Annotated in this window: 14 protein-coding genes; 7 read left to right on the forward strand and 7 right to left on the reverse strand. The window is 56.5% G+C overall.

Annotated features, from left to right (window positions below):
* Nucleotides 1-79: 79 nt before the first annotated feature.
* Nucleotides 80-871, reverse strand: coding sequence for a substrate-binding domain-containing protein (locus AABC73_RS16285; protein WP_341520064.1), 792 nt, complete (start codon nucleotides 869-871; stop codon nucleotides 80-82).
* Nucleotides 872-1,031: 160 nt separating this feature from the next.
* On the opposite strand from AABC73_RS16285, the gene AABC73_RS16290 reads away from it, so the two are divergent.
* From AABC73_RS16290 to AABC73_RS16310, 5 genes are all read left to right on the forward strand, one after another.
* Nucleotides 1,032-1,709: a response regulator transcription factor gene (locus tag AABC73_RS16290; RefSeq protein WP_341520065.1), complete on the forward strand. Its 678-nt coding sequence runs from the start codon at nucleotides 1,032-1,034 to the stop codon at nucleotides 1,707-1,709.
* Complete coding sequence (locus AABC73_RS16295) at nucleotides 1,687-3,087, forward strand: HAMP domain-containing sensor histidine kinase (protein ID WP_341520066.1); 1,401 nt, start codon at nucleotides 1,687-1,689, stop codon at nucleotides 3,085-3,087. Before AABC73_RS16290 ends, AABC73_RS16295 begins: the two co-directional genes overlap by 23 nt.
* 79 nt (nucleotides 3,088-3,166) lie before the next feature.
* Nucleotides 3,167-4,402: a D-alanyl-D-alanine carboxypeptidase family protein gene (locus tag AABC73_RS16300; protein ID WP_341520067.1), complete on the forward strand. Its 1,236-nt coding sequence runs from the start codon at nucleotides 3,167-3,169 to the stop codon at nucleotides 4,400-4,402.
* Nucleotides 4,403-4,644: 242 nt separating this feature from the next.
* On the forward strand, nucleotides 4,645-6,315 hold the full coding sequence (locus tag AABC73_RS16305; RefSeq protein WP_341520068.1) for a BCCT family transporter: 1,671 nt from the start codon (nucleotides 4,645-4,647) through the stop codon (nucleotides 6,313-6,315).
* 87 nt (nucleotides 6,316-6,402) lie between these two features.
* Complete coding sequence (locus tag AABC73_RS16310) at nucleotides 6,403-7,515, forward strand: mechanosensitive ion channel family protein (RefSeq protein ID WP_341520069.1); 1,113 nt, start codon at nucleotides 6,403-6,405, stop codon at nucleotides 7,513-7,515.
* A 111-nt stretch (nucleotides 7,516-7,626) separates the two neighbouring features.
* Here the strand turns inward: AABC73_RS16310 and AABC73_RS16315 are convergent, their stop codons facing one another.
* Complete coding sequence (locus AABC73_RS16315) at nucleotides 7,627-8,349, reverse strand: 3'-5' exonuclease (protein ID WP_341520070.1); 723 nt, start codon at nucleotides 8,347-8,349, stop codon at nucleotides 7,627-7,629.
* Entirely contained in the window at nucleotides 8,349-10,226 is a 1,878-nt protein-coding gene (locus tag AABC73_RS16320; protein WP_341520071.1) for a DUF294 nucleotidyltransferase-like domain-containing protein, read from the reverse strand. The genes AABC73_RS16315 and AABC73_RS16320 overlap by 1 nt, the downstream gene beginning before the upstream one ends.
* Before the next feature lie 289 nt (nucleotides 10,227-10,515).
* On the opposite strand from AABC73_RS16320, the gene nhaA reads away from it, so the two are divergent.
* Nucleotides 10,516-11,742, forward strand: a complete 1,227-nt coding sequence (nhaA, locus tag AABC73_RS16325; protein WP_341520072.1) for a Na+/H+ antiporter NhaA — start codon at nucleotides 10,516-10,518, stop codon at nucleotides 11,740-11,742.
* A 489-nt stretch (nucleotides 11,743-12,231) separates the two neighbouring features.
* On the opposite strand, the gene AABC73_RS16330 is transcribed toward nhaA, so the two are convergent.
* Nucleotides 12,232-13,107, reverse strand: a complete 876-nt coding sequence (locus AABC73_RS16330) for a LysR substrate-binding domain-containing protein (protein WP_341520073.1) — start codon at nucleotides 13,105-13,107, stop codon at nucleotides 12,232-12,234.
* Between the two features lie 239 nt (nucleotides 13,108-13,346).
* Here AABC73_RS16330 and AABC73_RS16335 point away from each other — a divergent pair, with 239 nt between their 5' ends.
* Nucleotides 13,347-14,216 (forward strand): NmrA/HSCARG family protein, encoded by an 870-nt coding sequence (locus tag AABC73_RS16335; RefSeq protein ID WP_341520074.1) that lies wholly within the window; start codon nucleotides 13,347-13,349, stop codon nucleotides 14,214-14,216.
* Between the two features lie 29 nt (nucleotides 14,217-14,245).
* On the opposite strand, the gene AABC73_RS16340 is transcribed toward AABC73_RS16335, so the two are convergent.
* From AABC73_RS16340 to AABC73_RS16350, 3 genes are read right to left on the reverse strand one after another with little or no spacing between them, the layout of a single operon-like run.
* Nucleotides 14,246-15,175, reverse strand: a complete 930-nt coding sequence (locus AABC73_RS16340; protein WP_341520075.1) for a FecR domain-containing protein — start codon at nucleotides 15,173-15,175, stop codon at nucleotides 14,246-14,248.
* Nucleotides 15,144-17,486, reverse strand: a complete 2,343-nt coding sequence (locus AABC73_RS16345; protein ID WP_341520076.1) for a filamentous hemagglutinin N-terminal domain-containing protein — start codon at nucleotides 17,484-17,486, stop codon at nucleotides 15,144-15,146. The genes AABC73_RS16340 and AABC73_RS16345 overlap by 32 nt, the downstream gene beginning before the upstream one ends.
* Nucleotides 17,487-17,493: 7 nt before the next feature.
* Nucleotides 17,494-19,077, reverse strand: a complete 1,584-nt coding sequence (locus tag AABC73_RS16350) for a ShlB/FhaC/HecB family hemolysin secretion/activation protein (protein WP_341520077.1) — start codon at nucleotides 19,075-19,077, stop codon at nucleotides 17,494-17,496.
* Nucleotides 19,078-19,132: the final 55 nt, after the last annotated feature.

Raw genomic sequence — 19,132 nt, forward strand, 5'->3', positions numbered from 1 at the left:
GCGATTACCAGAAAAATTCTCTGCGAAATAGAGTACTGCCCTTACCGCCAGGCCAGCGCAAACGCAAACGCAAACGCGGCTAGTGGATGGGTTTCAATCCGCTTTGCTCAAGCGCTTCGCGCCCCTTGTCCGATTCCATGTAGTCAAGCAAAGCCATGGCCTCGGCAGGATGTGAACTGTTTTTCAACACACCGCCCGAATACAAAATCATTTGCTGGGCCTTATCAGGAATCAGGCCAACGATATCAATACCGGGTATCGATATGAGTTCACTCAACTGCTGAACGCCCAACTGAGCCTCACCACGGGCCACGACGTTACCCACCGGCTCGTCGGGGACGGCCTTGCTCTTGAGCTTGAAGTTCTGATCCAGCGCCATGTGCGGGAAGAGCCAGTGAGACAGATAAGCGCCGCCTGAGCTGCCTGAATAAGCTACCGAATCGGCGCTGATCAAGGTCTGGCGAAACGCCTTCATACTGCCGATATCGGGCTTGACGGCACCTTCAAGCACAGCCATGGCGATGAATGATTTACCCAGATCGACCCGTGTACTTTTGTCGACCTGGCCTTGGGCAATAAGCTTGTCCAGCACCACACCGACAGTTAGTACCACATCCGCTTGCTCATTGCGGTCAAGGCGATTGGGAATCGCCTGCGGGCTCGGTCCTCTGGGTGGAGCAGCCTTGACGGCGAGCTTGACGCCAGTGGTTTTTTCGTACTCAGGAGCGATGGCCTGCACCGCCCCCATGACGCCACTGGAACTGAGAAGCGTCAGGGTCACGGGTGTGTTTTGCGGCGCATCATCCGCATAGCTGACGCCCGGACTTAACAACACACAGGACAACAAAACAGGTTTGAATAAAAAGCGCACGGCAGGCAGTTCCTCGGATGGGAAAACCTTCACGCTAAAACAAGCGCCGGCTCGCGCCGCGTTAACTCGCATTAAGAAAAATTTAGATTAATGGACAAACGTACCGGCTCAAGGTGCAGTTGCCGTTAGAATGCATGCCCTTCTCAGCCTGGAGACCCGAATGAATCGTGCACTGGTCATCGAGGATGACGACGTCACGGCACAGGCGATCATTGCCGAGCTTAGTGCCCATGGTTTCAGTACGCAGTGGGCCAACAACGGACGCGAAGGCCTTGCCATGGCAATCGCCGGTGGCCACCAGGTGATCACCCTGGATCGCATGTTGCCCGACTACGATGGGCTGACCATCGTCAGCACGTTACGTCAGTTGGCAATTCAAACGCCGGTTCTGATGATAAGCGCTTTGTCGGACATCGACGAGCGCGTACGCGGTCTGCGCTCCGGAGGAGACGATTACCTCACCAAACCGTTTTCAATGGTGGAAATGATCGCGCGGGTGGAGGTCCTGCTTAGAGATCCTGCGCCCGGCAGCACCGACCACTGCCTGAACTTTGGCGGCCTGCACATCGGCTTGATAACACAGACCGTGACACTCAACGGCGATGCAATCGCCCTCCTTCCCACCGAGCTCAAGCTCCTGACCTACCTGATGCGTAACGCTGGACAATTGGTCACGCGTACCATGTTGTTTCAGGAAGTATGGGGTTACCACTTCGACCCAGGCACCAACATTATCGACGTGCATATCGGACGTCTGCGCAAAAAAATAGAAGCTGATGGCGCTCCGGCCATCCAGACGATTCGCGGGTCAGGTTATGTTCTGGTTGAAAAAAACTGAGCGCTGGCGCTCCAGCAATAGCCGCCTGATCGGTTTATATGCGCTGTTTTTTGTGGCGTGGTGCGCGGTATTCACCGGTGTGCTGTATTGGCAGATTTCAGCCTATCTGGGCACTGTCGCCGAACGCACGCTGATGCAGCGTGCGCATTATTACCAGAAGGTGGACGACGCCACACTGCTGGCTGAACTGTCCAGCAACGATGCGTATTCCGTCCCAGGGATCGACGCATATGGCCTGTTCGAAGCGGATGGCAGGCACATCACGGGAGATCTGCTCAGGCTACGCGCGACACTTCCTGACGACGGCCTCGTCCATTATCTGGAGCGTGGTTTGAGTATTGCCCTGCCCAGTGAGGAAACCCGCAGCAGCTACGCACTCAGGCAAAACCGGGCTGACGGCAGGATCTTGATTCTGGCTCGTGACGGGGGTTCGATTGCGGCCGTCGGAGGCATCATCGGGCAGGCTTTGTTCTGGGGACTGTCACTGACCCTGATCCCCGGCCTGATAGGCTGGCGCCTGCTGCGAAGGCGCCCCATTCGCCGGGTGGAGAAATTACAGCGCAGCACTGAAAGCATCGTCTCGGGCAACCTGGGCGAGCGTTTGCCACTTTCTGATCGTCGCGACGAACTGGACATGCTTGCCCATGCCGTAAACACCATGCTTGAGCACATCGAACAACTGATGCTGGAGGTCAAAAGCGTTTGCGATGGTATTGCACACGATTTGCGAACACCGCTGACCCGGCTTCGTGCACGGCTTTATCAATTGCAAAAGTTACCTCTAGAACAGGGCTACGCCGACACGCTGAATCTGGCGCTGGAAGAGAGCGAGTCCATCATGTCCCGATTCCAGGGCCTGCTGCGTATCTCAGAATTGGAAGATACCCGGCGGCGCTCGGCTTTCATCACGTTTGCGCCAGGGCTACTACTACAACAGGCCCACGAATTCTACGAGCCACTGGCCCAGGAAAAAGGCCAGCGGTTGATCCTGCTGATAACGGATGAATGCCCGACACTGCAAGGCGATGTCTCGCTGTTGTTTGAGGCGCTCGTTAATCTTATAGATAACGCGATCAAGTTCACTCAGGCGGGCGGTGAAATCCAGTTGAGCTGCGTGCCAAGGGAGCACAGTGTGCATATCGAAGTGCTCGATAATGGCCCGGGCATCCCCATCGACGAACGCAACAGTGTTACCCGACGCCTGTATCGCGGCGACGCCACGAGACAGCAACCCGGTAACGGGCTCGGCCTCTCGCTCGTCGCGGCCATTGCGCGCCTTCATGGGTTTGGCTTGAACATCGGAGAGGGGAATCAGGGCCCTGGTACCCGGATCACACTGGATTGCCCGCTACGTGAGGTCGTGCCAGAGGCTTATTAAACAATTCTTAATCCCGGTTAATTTGAGGCGACATGATCGTTCATCTAGGTTGGCGGACCTTCCGACGACCCAAGGCTTCATGTTCGTGAAACATCCGACACTATGGCTCGCTCTGACACTTGTTTGCGCTCACGCTTTACCGGCGTTGGCTGCCCCCTCAGGCCCCATGATCCCCTCAGCGCCTCAGCTTAATGCCAAATCCTGGGTACTCATGGATGCCGGCAGCGGTGACATTATCACCAGTCACGACCCTCATGAGCGACTGCCTCCTGCCAGCCTGACCAAATTGATGACGGTCTATGTAGCCACCAATGAGATCCTGGCTAACCGCCTCAAAGCGGATGATCTGGTGACGATCAGCGAAAACGCCTGGCGCACCGGGGGCTCACGCATGTTCCTTGACCCTCGCAGTCAAGTGCCCGTGCAAGACCTGCTGCGAGGCATCGTGATCGGTTCGGGCAACGACGCCAGTGTTGCGTTGGCCGAGCATATCGCGGGCAGTGAAGACAGCTTTGCCGACCTGATGAATGCCACTGCAGAAAAACTTGGACTGCTGGACACCCACTTCCTGAACCCCACAGGCTTGCCTGTGCCTGATCACTACTCATCGGCTCAGGACATGGCGAGCCTCGCCCGGGCAATTATCATCGATGAGTCGGCTTACTACTCGCTGTACAAGCAGAAGCACTTCACCTGGAACGGTATACGCCAGCCCAACAGAAACCTGTTGCTGTGGCGCGACAGTTCGGTTGACGGCCTGAAGACAGGCCATACCGAAGCTGCGGGTTACTGCATGGTCACCTCCGCAGTGCGAGACGGGCGACGCCTGATTACTGCAGTATTTGGCTCCTCCTCAAAAAATAATCGTGCCAATGACGCAGGAAAACTGCTGACCTACGGATTCCGTTTCTTCGATACTCAGACCTATGCCAAAGCCGCTCAAGTGCTGGCTAACCCGATGATATGGAAAGGTGAAAACCGCACGGTGCAGGTTGGGTTACTGGACGATCTTTCCCTCACCCTGCCGAAGAATCCGAAACGCACAACCGAAACTCGCCTGAACATCAACGAGCCTCTTACGGCGCCAATTGCCATGGGGGCAGTGGTCGGTACTCTGACGCTTTACGAGGGTGACAAGAAGCTGGCGACCCGGCCTTTGATTGCACTTGAGGCTCAGGCTTCAGGCGGTTGGTGGGCACGCACATGGGATACGTTGAAACTCTTCATTCTCGACCTTTTTGGCGCTGCTGCAGGATCTTTGGAGACTAATGCCAGTGGAGTGGTTGACAGCTTGCAGCGTTCCGGCAGCGCTTAATCATCCCACAGACTCAATGGTTGAGCTGAAAACTGCCAAACGGGCTAACCCATCGCTGACTAAACCGGACATTGGCAGCCGCTCTGCGGCTACGAGTCGTAGCTGATATCCAATATGGCTGATCAACCGGTTTTTTTGGCAATGCGGGTCAGAATAGGGAACCATCTATCCCGTTCTACCATCCGAACAGAGAGCATCAATACAAATGCACGCCAGAACGTGCCCTAACCAAGGAGGCTCTCATGGGTCAAAACCCAAAGGATGAACCACCGATCAATCCTCAGCACGTCAGTGAGGACGGCATTCCTGCTCCCAGCGGAGCAGCTAATCTGATCGATACCGACTATGTCATCGGTCAAGACAACATCAAAGGTGATTTTTCTTTCTCGCTCGATATCCATGGCAAAGTTTTTATCATTTCGGCAGCGGCAATATTGCTGTTCGTCATTTTGACGTTAGCGCTTCAGAATGAAGTTGAACCCCTTTTCAGTTCGGTCCGCGACTGGCTGACCAGCCACCTTGCCTGGTTCTTCATGAGCGTGGCCAACGTATTTGTTGTGCTGTGCCTGGCGCTGATTGTGTCTCCGCTGGGTAAGGTCCGCCTCGGCGGCAGAGATGCCAAACCAGACCACACTTACGTGGGCTGGTTTTCAATGCTTTTTGCTGCCGGCATGGGCATCGGTTTGATGTTCTATGGCGTTGCCGAACCTATGTCGCACTACGCAGCTTCAATGGGCGGTGTCACCCTTGACGCCAATGGAGCTCGCACCGACTGGGCACCGCTGGCAGGCGCTGCAGGCGATATGAAAATGTCCGCCGACCTGGCAATGGCCTCGACGATCTTCCACTGGGGACTGCACCCTTGGGCGATTTACGCGATTGTCGCCTTGTCCCTGGCGTTGTTTTCGTACAACAAGGGCCTACCACTCTCAATACGCTCGATTTTCTATCCATTACTGGGCGAACGTGTCTGGGGATGGCCAGGGCACATCATCGATATTCTCGCGGTTTTCGCCACGTTGTTCGGTTTGGCGACATCCTTGGGGATTGGCGCAGAACAGGCGGCCGCGGGGATTGAGTACTTATTCGGTATCAAGTCCACAAATCTAAGCAAAGTCTTGCTGATCATCGGTATCACCCTGATCGCACTCTGGTCGGTGCTGGCAGGGTTGGACAAGGGCGTGAAGATGCTGTCCCAGATCAACATGGGTTTGGCGCTGCTCTTGCTTTTGTTCATTATCGTAGTGGGCCCGACCCTGGCGATTTTTACTGGCTTCTTCAAGAATCTGGTGACCTACGCCGAGTATCTACCGGCACTGTCCAACCCCTTCGGACGCACCGACACCGAATTTACCCAAGGCTGGACTGCCTTCTACTGGGCGTGGTGGATCAGTTGGTCGCCCTTTGTCGGGATGTTTATCGCCCGCGTCAGTCGCGGTCGAACCGTGCGAGAGTTTCTGGTCTCGGTATTGCTGGTGCCTACGCTGGTTTCGGTATTGTGGATGACAACGTTCGGTGGAACAGCGATTGATCAAGCCACTGTCCAGGGCTTTGTCGGGGTCAAGGATGCCGTCCTGGAGCTCAAACTGTTCGCGATGCTGGGGCACCTACCGCTCAAGGAAATCACCTCGTTCCTGGGAATTATCCTGGTCATTGTCTTCTTCATCACGTCCTCGGATTCCGGCTCCCTGGTGATCGACACTATTACAGCCGGTGGCAAAGTCGATGCACCTGTCCCACAGCGCGTGTTTTGGGCGGTCATTGAGGGTGTAATCGCTATCGCCCTGCTCCTCGGTGGTGGCCTGGTCGCGTTGCAGGCGATGGCGGTCTCAACCGGCCTGCCGTTCGCAATTGTATTGATGCTGGGCTGTATTTCGCTGGTCAAGGGCCTGATGTCTGAGCCCAGATCCTGATGAGCTGCTGAGCTACGAGAATCTGAATTTACTTTACCTGCGAGGCGTACCGCTGTTACGCCCTCGCAGGATTCTACTGAGGACGGCATGGTTCAACAAACTATCGATTTTTTTATACACTACCAGCTCTTAGGCATTGCACTTGCCAACTGGGCGTTAGCTATTCTAGCTGCAACGATAAGCTTCCTGTGCGCCAGGACTGTCATCGGTTTTTTCCTCACCAAACTCCAGGCGAAACCATCACAACCCAACGCCCCCATCAGTCATATCACGATTGAAGTGCTTTCAGGCACCAGTAACACCCTGTTGCTACTTGCATCGATACTGATAGGCATCGGCGTACTTGACTTGCCTGAGCGTTGGTTGGCCAGAGTCGGCAGCCTTTGGTTTGTTGTCGCGGCGCTGCAGGTTGGCCTGTGGGCGAATCGGGCTATTGCACTCGCGCTATCCCGGTACTTCCGACGTCACGGGTCCAGTGAAACTTTCCAAGGCAGTGCGCTGGCGACGTTGAGTGTGTGGGGAGCGAAAGTATTGTTATGGGTCATCGTCGTGATGTCCATGCTTTCAAACGTGGGTGTAAACATTACTGCCTTCGTCGCCAGTCTTGGTGTCGGCGGCATTGCCATTGCGCTGGCTGTCCAGAATATACTGGCCGATGTTTTCGCTTCACTGTCTATTGCTGTAGACAAGCCCTTTGAGATTGGGGATTTCATTGTTGTCGGTTCGCTGTCAGGTACCGTAGAACATGTGGGCCTGAAGACAACCCGGATACGTAGTCTGGGTGGCGAACAGATCGTGATGGCAAACGCAGAAATGATCGGCAGTACGATACAAAACTACAAGCGACTTCAAGAGCGTCGTATTGTATTTGAAATCGCGCTCACCTATGCCTGCTCCCCTCAACAAGCCAGAGAAGTTCCAAAACTTATCGAGAATATCGTCGGGGATCAAAATAAAGCCAGATTTGATCGCTCCCATTTACGGACCTTTGGTAATAGCGCGCTAGAGTTCGAAACTGTCTACATCGTGCTGGATCCAAGTTACAACGTTTACATGGATGTTCAGCAGGAAATCAACCTTGGGATACTGGAGGCTTTCACTAAGCTGGGCGTCAGTTTCGCCCATCCTTCCCGCACGATCCATGTAGCCTCAGTACCTAATGACAGCGCTCTCGCTACCCTTACCAACCACGCCATTTAAACGAAGGCACGGGTTGCAATGTTTCCATTTTCTTTCGAAAACCAACCCTATTAACGTTATAGGAGACCTTGGATCTTTGTGGAAAAACGTCTGATTGATCAAAGCAACAGATCAATCCCAAAACGCCCCGATGGGAGTGGATGGACAATAGTTATTGGCTATTTGCGCCTGCAGTAACTCAGCAGTAGCGAGGGCGTCGGTTAGCGCGTGGTGGGCGTGGTAGTTCGGGAGGTTGTAGCGTGCGCGGCTGTCAGCCAGCCTTATCGAACGCTGAGGACGGAGCAGAAGCCGGTCGAGCCATCCCGGTTTCTGTCGATGCATTCGTGCTTCCAGTTGCATTGTATCAATGACCGGAAATTGCAGCCCTTCTCCTAGATAATGGCGAAATGCCTGATCAAGAAAGCCTCGCTCAATATTTCGGTAATGTACGACCATCACTTTTCCTGCCATGGCGCCCAACAGAGCCTCCACAATCTCAGTCAGTGGGGGGGCATGCAAAATATCGCTATGGGTGATGTGGTGGAAGGTGATCGATTGTCCGTTCAGCTCTGATGGCGGCTTTATCACCCAATACAATGCCTGACCACAACGTACCCGTTGCAAGGTGAAAGGTATCAGGCCGATGCTGACAATGCTGTGGGCCTGGGCGTTGAGGCCGGTAGTTTCCACATCCATCGCAAGCAGTTGCACTTGCTCTATGGGTGTCTGCGCGGCAACGGTTCCAGCTTCATAGAATGTGTGCAGGCAAGGATGGATGGCGTTCTTCGCCAATACCTGAAACCTGGCCGCCCAGTCCAGCGCTTCAGGTTTGCGAGCAGATCTGCTACCCCTCATCACGACTGACGCCTTTTGCCCGGATAGCGAAACCGTAGAAAGTTCTGCGCATTGCTCAAAACCTTGAACGCCTCTTTAAGATTGTGCCGTTCACTGGTGGAAAAGCGCTCTGGCTCAATGTAGTTATCCGGCGTCGCACCTTGCTCGAGCGCGTCTGCCTGATGCCGGATGCGGACCATGGACAAAAACTCCAATGCATATCGCAGATGCTCCACCGCATCGGGCTGTATGAGCTGGGTGGCACTGATCGCATCGAGACGATCAAAGGAGTTCTGCGCCGTGCTTGCGCAGGCCAGAGCGTGTATGCGGATGAGGTCGGTTAGCGGGGCCGTACCCCTGCTCTTCAAATTGATAATTCTCTTCTGCTGGCCGTCTGTTTCTACTACAAACGTACGAAAGAACCCCAAGGGCGGGGTGCGGTTTAGCGCGATTCGGGCCATAGCGTTAAGAAATACGGGATGAGTCCTGGATTTCTCCGCGCACAACGTCTTGAGCTCCTGGACCAATTCAAGCTGGCCATACACGCCGTCCAGATCGAAAAAAATACTGCTGTTAAGTAGCGTCGCGGCATTCGGCGTTTCGATCCACTGATCAAAGTAGGCACACCACACTCGCAGCGGCTGCCGCCATTGATCATTGGTCGCCATGACTCCACCCTTGCAATAGCTATATCCGCAAGCTGCCAGGCCATCACTGACGAATGTGGCCAGGCTTTGGAAGTAGCTGTCATGCAGAGCGGGATCGAACCCATCATCCAGGACCAAGGCGTTGTCTTGGTCGGTCACCAGCAACTGTTCATCCCGGGCCATAGAGCCCAGCACCATGAAGCAATAAGGCACTGGCGGCGGGCCCAGTTCTTTCTCCGCCAGTTCGATCAGGCGCTGGGTAAAGGCCCGGCCGATACCTGAAATCGCACTGCCGATCATGCGCGCTGTTGCGCCCTCACGGACCATGCGAATGTAGGTTCCGCGAAGTTCTCGTAGCAATGAGCGCAGCCCTGCGACTGACGTCTGATTGGATATTCGGTTGACCAGGTACAGGCTGCTCTGGGACTCGTACCGGATGATATCCGACAGATTGATCAGCCCTAGAGTACTGCCGTTGTAGACGACTGGCAGGTGATGAATATTACGCCTCAGCATGACCAACATGGCCTCGAACACCGAGTCATCGGCCTGTATTGCTACGGGGTCGGGGGACATGATTTCGCTGATGGATGTAGAGACATCGCTTCGCCCCACAGCAACCACGCGGGTGCGCAAATCCCTGTCAGTCACGATCCCGACCATCTTCGCCGCTTCACCCTCCACTGGAGCCATGACCACGACACAAGCAACGCTTTGTTCGGTCATGACTTTCGCGGCTTCATGCACCGAAGTATCGGATGTCACCCAAACCAAAGCACGTGATATCAAGGCCCTGCATTTAAGTTGGGTCAGCTCACTCGCTCGGCCCTGTGCCTCGACTGCAGACTTGAGCCTGGAGTGACCTTCAGCCTCGACAAAGTCGGCAAAGGCATCGTGCAGAGAGCACATTTGGGCGAACACATCCGCGGGGATGAAGTAGATCAGGCTGTCTTCCAGGGCTCGAGCGGGAAACCGAACTTTGTTGCTACGCAGCAAGCCGGCCTGCCCGAAGATATCGCCCTCAACGAGCCGGTTGTAGAGCTCACCATTTCGGCGATAAACCTCCACTGCCCCACTGCGCACGTAGTGCAGGTCCTGAATAACTGCACCCGCCTCAAGAATATCGCTACCGGCCTTGAAATAGCTGACTTCTACGCGCTGGGCTATGGCATCCAGCGATGCCTGCGGCAGCGTATCGAAAGGTGCAAAGCGTTGAAGGTGGTCGCGAATCTCCAGTAACTCGATTTGCATGAAACCTCAGAATTGATGAGCAAGGGGGATGAACGGGCTGAGTGCCTGCGCCAAGGGGACACCGGAGCTCCACCAAATCACATGTCAGCGTGATGTTCAACCCGCCGATGCTGGTGTAAAGAGGCCAGCGTCAGGAAGCAGTGTTAGTGCTGATTTCCTACTTATCCGGCATCGCGTCGCCTCCCGATAGACGTTTTGTGTAGTATGTGCCGCTGGGTGTCACCGCAAAATGCGGCAAGGCAGGTTTAACTTAGCGCAGGTCGGGCCGCCGCGCGGGGTTATTGCGCCTATGAACCTGGATCCTTCGCGCCTTGAAAAAGGCCAAAATCATCGTGCATCACCCGCCACACTGGCTTTTCTCTATCGGTTTTTCGCAGCTGAATCCGCTGGTGGTTTGATCTTGATGGCGGCTGCTTTGGCAGCTCTCGTCGTAGCTAATTCCCCTTGGTCTGAAACTTACTTTTCGACTCTGCATATTAAAATTTTCGGTCTCTCGATTGAACATTGGGTCAACGATGGGTTGATGGCGATTTTTTTCATGCTGGTTGGGTTGGAGATCAAGCGCGAAATGCTGGTGGGCCAGCTATCGAGCTGGAGCCAGCGCGCGCTTCCTGGCTTCGCTGCGCTGGGTGGCATGCTGATCCCTGCCATGATCTACATCGCAGTCAATTGGGGAAACAGTGAAACTCTTGGCGGCTGGGCAATTCCCGCAGCCACCGATATTGCCTTTGCCCTAGGCGTACTGTCGCTGCTCGGAAAGCGTGTGCCGATCTCCTTGAAAATCTTCCTGTCCGCCTTAGCGATTCTTGATGACCTTGGGGCAGTGCTCATCATCGCGTTGTTCTATACCAGTGGTTTATCAGTCAGCATGTTATTGGCATCGCTGGCCGTTATCGCTTTTCTGGTTGTGCTCAACCGTTGTGGGGTGAGAAGGCTTTGGCCTTACCTCGTGGCCGGCGGGCTACTCTGGTTCTTCATGCTCCAGTCCGGCATCCATGCGACCCTGGCCGGTGTCATTCTTGCGCTATGCATTCCGCTAGGTGATTCGAACAACGATCGAAAATCTCCGCTTCTCTACCTAGAGGAAAAGCTGCATCCGTGGGTCGCTTTCGCCGTTGTGCCTGTCTTTGGTTTTGCCAATGCGGGGGTATCTCTTGCGGGCATTTCGCCAGGTAACCTGGTCGATCCTGTACCGCTGGGCGTGGCTCTCGGGCTATTGCTGGGTAAGCAACTGGGGGTGTTTGGCTTCGCGGCGCTGATCATTCGTTCAGGTCTGGCAAAACTGCCGGAGGGCTGCGGTTGGTTCCAGCTGTATGGCATCGCACTCCTGTGCGGCATTGGCTTCACGATGAGCCTGTTTATCGGCGCTTTGGCCTTCGCAGGTCATCCGCTTCTGGTCGACGAGGTAAAGGTTGGCGTATTGCTGGGCTCCATCCTTTCCGCCGTTCTAGGAGTTGTCGTTCTTCTAAGCGTTAGACCTGCTGAGGACCTAAAGTTGGACCCGGATCCGAAATGACCAGGTAATCCCGAACCCGATCTGCTCGATAAGTCAGTGATCGGCGCGGGTGACTGAGAGTTCAAGCGACCAAAATTTTCCAGCTGCTGGATCATGTCGTCGTGGCCGCCAGGGTGGCCGACGACGATGTGTAGGCAGACTTTCTCCAGGAGGAGCCGGTCCTGCTGCGGGTTGTCGACGGTCGAGGGATCCAAGGCTAAGGCGATCGCAGTGGCCAACTCTCCTAAATCCGAAACGGTGCATTGCGCAGGGCGTTCAGTTGCCGGGCGAAGGCCAAATTTCTACCATCAATTCGATACACAGGTGAGCCTATCACGTGAAATCTGAGTTCGACGCCTGTGCGGCGATTCAAGATTTCAATCTCATGCGCGTACTTTTCCGCCGTGAAGACCACATCCGACTTTTTCAACAGAATCGGCCTGGAGCGGACGTTCGCGGGTGGCTGCTACAACCCAATATAGAGGGCGCATTAGTCAGGGGCGAAGCGTTCTATCCTCTCAGAACAAGAGACATGTCTGGGTATCTACCACACATAAAGTCGACGAATGCGCGAACCTTTGGAGCCGTAAGGCGCCTGGACGTATGCAAGACCCAAAGCGCTGGTTCAACACCTGACACCGTGCCCCACTGAACCAAATCACCACGGGCAAGCGGGTCCCATGCAATGGACTGTGGAATGAGGGCTGCACCGCCACCGGCTATGGCCGCATCGCGGACCATTAGCAATGAAGAGAAGCGCATTTTCGGGATCGGCTCCAGGACCAACTGCCCGCCATCGAGACTCCAGTGGGTGGGCTGGAACGTTGAGGTCACGATGGCCGGAACGGGTCTGATTGCGCCGGGCATCGGCCTGGGTATTTCAGGCGCCGCCACAACTATCAGCCGGTCCTTGGCGAAGCACCGTCCGACCAGGCTGCTATCCGGGCTCGGATTGATTCGAATGGCGACGTCAAATTGCTCCTCGACTAGGTCGACCATGCGATCTTCCGCCACGACCTCAATCAAGACTTCCGGATAGATCGCACAGAACTCGGCGCCAATACGCCCCATCGCGAGCTGCGAGAACAGAATCGGGGCAGCGACTCGCAAACGTCCGCGAGGCGCTGATACGCCTTCACCTGCTGCCGTCAAGGCTTCGCTCACTTCACTCAGCGGCCCTTCAGTGCGAGACATCAGCGCCTCACCAGCGTCGGTGAGTTTCAGACCACGCGCGCTGCGCTCAATCAGCCTTACGCCCAGTTGTTCTTCAAGATCGGCGATTCGGCGCGACAAGGTGGCTTTGGAAATACCGCTCGCACGGCTTGCCTTTCCCAGCCCCGAATGGGTGGCGACGAGAATGAAATCGATCAGCGCGTTCAGGTTCATGGTGTTCCATATTTGAAACGAGGTGTCTTCATATTGTGATCTTCGTTTTGTAAGTGCAACGGATTACTTTCTCGTCATCGGAACCAGCGGCACGCTTCAGTCGAGGATCGGCGTGATAGTTGGCTTCGCTGATATCCCCAATGCAATCGAACGCAATCGCACGGTTTCAGGCACTGGCAAGGTCGGTGCGGGCTCCACTCTCTGATCCACCCCCCTATATTCAACGCAGGATTTATAAAATGAGCATTCTGGTTATTGGTTCCACGGGCACTATTGGCTCACTCGTCACTCAAGGCCTTGCTGATGCGGGCGCCGAGGTTAAAGCCCTTGTGCGCCAAGCGGGCAAGCGGGAACTCCCGGCAAACGTCACCGAAGTTGTTGCAGACCTAACTGACGTCGCTTCGATGCGCGTTGCGCTCTCGTCGGTGCGCACCCTGTTCTTGCTCAATGCCGTGACGCCCGACGAGGTAACCCAGGCCCTTATCACGTTAAACCTTGCTCGCGAGGCGGGTATCGAGCGCTTCGTTTATCTTTCGGTGATTCATGCCGACAAGTTCACCAATGTCCCGCACTTCACTGGCAAGCATACCGTTGAACGCATGATCGAGAGCCTCGACATTCCTGCAACGGTTCTGCGTCCGGCTTACTTCATGCAAAACGACCGCATGGTCCAACAGACGATTCAGAACTACTCGGTATACCCAATGCCCATCGGTTCGGCGGGCGTGTCGATGATTGATGCGCGCGACATCGCAGATGTCGCCGTTGCAGAATTACTGCGACGCGACGAGGCATCCACTGCGCTGGAAGGTGTAACGCTGGATTTGGTTGGGCCGCAACCACTCACCGGCGCGTCCGTGGCGAAGACCTGGAGTGCAGCTCTGGGCCGCGAGATTGCCTACGGGAGTGATGACCTGGCCGCTTTCGAAGGACAGCTGGCTTCGTATGGTCCCACCTGGCTGGCTTATGACATGCGCCTGATGATGGCGGGTATCCAGACCTTCGGCATGCAATCAACTGAAGGAACGGTGGAAAAGCTTCAGACCATCATTGGACACCCGCTGCGCACCTACGAAGACTTCGTGCGCGAGGCCGTTGCCGAGGTTTAAGCAGCCATGGCAAAGGGCTAAGTTGAGACTTAACGCACTACACACTCCACAGCGGCGCTTGATCCTGATGAGGTAGCCTTGCTTGGCAATGAGGAAGAGAACGCAGGGGGCGGCGCAAACCCTAACGCTGGGGATGCAGGCACCATGACCGGCGGCTGCGTGAAACTGGGGGTGTAGCCAAACTGCCCTGCCGCGAAACTTGTGGTTCCGCCGCGATTGGTGAGGTTAATCAAGCCATCAATGACCTGAACATATAAACCCGGTGACAGACTCGGACCAGCAGCCGGGACGACCGCCGCGACAGTCGACAGACTCCCTGCAACCTTTGAATCCAGCCAGGCAACCGCTCGGGCCAACCGATAGGAATAACGGGCGGCGATGACGGACGTAAACGCGCCGTAGGATGTATCACTCTGGATGGCTGCGGCCTCGAATTCAGCACCCGTCAACGCCAGATAGCGGGAAAGACGTTCAATACCGGCAACTGCCTTGGGCTCCGGACGATACTGCACCACGACACTGGCCGACTGCAGGGCAATGCTCGCAGCCGGGGTCACCAGCGTCACGCGATCAAGGCTGCGTTGCCCAAGCTTGCCGACGTCCGAACGCAGGCCGCCCTGCTTCAGGGTTAACAGCAATTGGTCCTGCGCGGGCATCGACGCGTCAAAGACATAGGTATTGAGCGTCACCACTGTATCGGGCTGCAACGTGAGCTGACTGTCGTCGCTGAAACGGATCTGCGCATAACCCTTGCCCTGGGTCGAAATCGTATCCCCCGCCTCGACCGTCGACTGAGCACTTAGAATCCGCATACTGCCATCCGCTTTATTCACGAACAGCGGTCCACTCAAGTGAGTGACGATCCCCGCCCCCGGCGCGGCCTGAACCCAAGCCGCCGAGCCCAGAAGCGTAGCCAGCAAAAGTGACTTAATTGCAGTACATTTTTTTCGGGACTTCATTGTTTGTACTCTGGGCACTGGATGCAAGGGGACTGGAAGGAGCGACAGATTTCTTGTCGGCTTCACTGAATTTGTCACTAATAAGCGGCGCTTCGTTGAACGTCTGATCCAGCGAATTGTTTGTAACGCGAACCAGTTGCTCAGTCGCCTGCTGCACCGGCTTTGAGGGCGCCGAGGTGGTCGATGGCGTCGTGACCTGACAGAGCGCAGAAGTAGACGACACAGAACAGGTTTCCTTGGCCGCAGCATCAGCAGCTGCTTTTGCCGCAGCATCAGCAGCCGCTTTGGCCGCAGCATCAGCAGCCGCTTTGGCCGCAGCATCAGCAGCCGCTTTGGCCGCAGCATCAGCCGCCGCTTTGGCCGCAGCATCAGCCGCCGCCTTGGCCGCAGCATCAGCAGCTGCTTTTGCCGCAGCATCAGCCGCCGCTTTGGCCGCAGCATCAGCCGCCGCTTTGGCCGCAGCATCAGCCGCCGCCTTGGCCGCAGCATCGGCAGCCGCTTTGGCCGCAGCATCAGCAGCCGCTTTGGCCGCAGCATCAGCAGCCGCTTTGGCCGCAGCATCGGCAGCCGCTTTGGCCGAAGCGTCAGCAGCCGCTTGGGCAGCAGCATCGGCAGCAGCCTGCGCAGCGGCTTGTGCGGCAGCTTGAGCTGCGGCTTGAGCCGCGGCTTGTGCGGCCGCTTGAGCCGCAGCAATCTCGGCAGGCGTTGGGCCAGGTGGCACGAGTGGCGGCGTAATGACCGTGCCATTCATATCGCTGATGGTCAGCGTACCGCCAGCAGTGGGCACCCCCTCTTTGTAAACCTGCCCAGTGCCCGTGGCCAGGCCAGCACTGTTGTCGTTGGCCGTCAGGGTAATGTTTCCCGCAAAACGAATCAGGGAATTGACGTAGATGTTATTGCCAGCCTGCGCCGTCAGGCTCACCCCAGTGTTGGTATTTTCGAACCCGGTATAGAACGTAATGTTGTTGCTGGCCTGCAGCACCACGTTACTGGTCGCGTTTTTCAGCAGGCCGGAATCAATTTCGGTGGATTCGTCAGGGTCGTTGGCAAAGGCAGAGACATCGCTCAGGGTCTTGGAGGTGCCCGCCGCCGGCGTGTTTACTTTAATGTCCTTCGGGTCGAGCAACCAAGTGCCGCTTTTGCCGTTCGCCGCACGGGTATCGACCCGTGCGCCGGTCACGTCGAGCACATTGGCTGAAGTTTCGACGAAGCCGCCGTCACCGGACGAAGCACCGCCACGGGCGGAAATCCCACCGTAAACCCGCGCCGTCTGCGAACCCCAGACGATCACCCTGCCCCCCTTGCCACTGGTCAGCGCGTCCGCCGATATCTGCGCATCCTTGCTGACATAGGCTTGCCGGGCGTTCTGCACCGCAGGATTTTTGCCTTGATAGTCGCCGCCGACCAACACCGTTCCGCCGCCTAGCTTGCCGCTGGCATCGACTCGCGCGTCCGCCATCAAGCCTACCTGTTCGCCGAGCACTTGGATCTCACCACCTTGACCTACGCCGGTGGCAGTGGTGGTGCTGCCGGCTTCCAGCAAGGTAGTGCGGCTGGCCTTCAAGACGATCTTGCCATTCTCGCCGACGGTGGCACTGTTGGCATTGACCGTGCCGCGCTGATTCACGAGCGCGCCGTAAATGCCGACCGTACCGCCCTGGGCAATGATGCTGCCCAGGTTCAGCGCCTGGTCATCGGTGGCCGATACCACCACATGCATGCCGGGATTACTGGAGTCGACCAGCTGCACCGAATGCCCCGCCGCCAACATTGTTTCGCCCTGCGGTGTATTGATGATGCCGGTATTGGTCACATCCGGCGCGATCAGGTAGACCTGGCCGCCGGAAGGTGTGGTAATTGCCCCTTGGTTGGACACTGCGCCGGCAAAACCATCCGCGGCGAAACGATTATTGCCAGAGAGGAAGTCACTGTTGGACATCGCCAGGCTCGACGCCACCAGGCCAGCCACGTTGATCTGCGAATTGGCGCCAAACAGGATGCCGTTAGGGTTGATCAAAAACACCCGGCCGTTGGACTGCAGCGTCCCCAGTATCACGCTGGGGTCTTGACCGGTAATACGGTTGAGCACGCTGCTGTTGCCGCTCTGCTGCAGGAACCTCACCATCTCGCCCTGGGCGACGGAAAAGCTCGACCAGTTGATGATCGCATTGGGGCTGTTGGTGATCGTTAGCTGGTTGCCCTGCTGCGCGAAGCTGACCTGACCGTTCACGACGACAGGATTGAGCGGGGCCGCCATGCCGTTGCCGGCGGCAACCAGGCACGCGCCGATAAAGGTGATTTTTATTTTCATGACATCCTCAAAACGACAAGCTCAGGCGGGCATGCAGGCGATTGTCACCGCGCTCGGTCTCACTGGCCTCGGCGTGCAGCACGTGACCGTAGTCGACCTGTAGGTTCAGATTGCGGCGATACGCCACCCGCACGCCTAGCCCCGTACTGCTCAAGGCGACATGGGTGAATTCGCCGGGCAAAGCGTGGTTACGCGTCAGGTATGCATTGTCGTAGAACGCCAGCGCACGACACTGCCAGCTGCCACCACCACAAATCGGCGGCGTATAGGCCTCAAAGTTGCTGCTGATGCCCGAGTCATTGGACACCTCACGCTCACGGAAACCGCGCACCGACATGGCCCCGCCTGCGCCAAACTGCTCGCCCGGGATCAGCGCATCGTTGCTGTACTGCCCGTTCACGACACCCCGCAACTGCCAGTCAGCCGGCAGTGCCTGGGTGATGTTGGCCGCCAGACGCAATGCGTTGTAATCGTCTCGGGCGTCGGTACGTGCCAGATCGAAATCGCTCTGCCGACCACGGGAGCCACCGGCCAGGTTATGCACCAGGGTGACGGCGAAATTGGCATCGCCATCCAGACGCACCCAGGTGCCCTGGTAACCCAGGCTGAGGGGATGCACGGTGATGTCGTTGCCGAGCTGGACATCTTCGGCTTCAAGGTTGTTTTTGTAGGCCTTGTAGTCGATGCCATACACGATCTTGGACTGGTAGTTACCGTCCGTGGCCAGGTTATGGTTATAGCGCCCGCCAAAGATCGTGCCTTTGCCGCTGACCGCGAGATCAAAAATACCGGCGGTGACCAGACCGTTGTCCACGTCCGAGTAGCTGGTGAAGAAGTCCAGAGAATCGCCCAGTTCATATAAAGGCAGGTGATAACCAAGCCCATAGACGCTGACTCGCTCGGGCTTCTCGAGCGTTGTGGTGTATTGCAGGCTCATGACCTGATCGCGACCGAACAGGTTCGCGTTCTGAAGGACCGCCCCCATATAGGTCTTGCCGGTTTCCATGGTGCCACTGTTGTCCATGTTTAGCGATGCGCTCCACGGCGACTCGTCCGTGACTTGCAGCTCGGCATCAACTGCGGCTTGTGCATCACTGTCTTTGAGCTTCATCACGGTCTGTTTGGCCGGATTCTCGTTCGCCAGCTTCAGGCTTTTGGAAATCGCCGTCAGGTCGGGCGTCTGGCCCTCCCTGAGGCCCGGCAAGGCATAGCGGACATTGCCGTTGCTGAAATGCTGGTTGCCCGCAATCCTGACCTGGCCAATGCGAGCTTCCACGACCTGAAAGACCACCACCCCACCGTTCAACTCCTGCTCGGGAAGGTCTACACGTACCAGTTGATATCCGCGCCGGTGATAGGCGGCTTCCAACGCCTCCTGGGCCTTGACCACATCGCCAAAATCACGCTGGCGACCCATGAAGTCCGCCACACTTTGATCAAGCTCATGAGCCGGTAACAGGGTATTGCCGCGCACGTCGAACTTATTGATATCGAAACGGGGGGAAGCGGACGCAACTTCATCGGCAGCGGCCAGACTGGCGCATGCGACCAGTGAGGCAGGCACCAGAAACAGCAACGAGCGGTAGGTCATTGTTTGGCCCTTGGGCAGCAGTTAGATACGCAAACACTCAAATACGCACTGCATG

Origin of the sequence: Pseudomonas sp. G.S.17 (assembly GCF_038096165.1) — a bacterium.
Lineage (GTDB): Bacteria > Pseudomonadota > Gammaproteobacteria > Pseudomonadales > Pseudomonadaceae > Aquipseudomonas.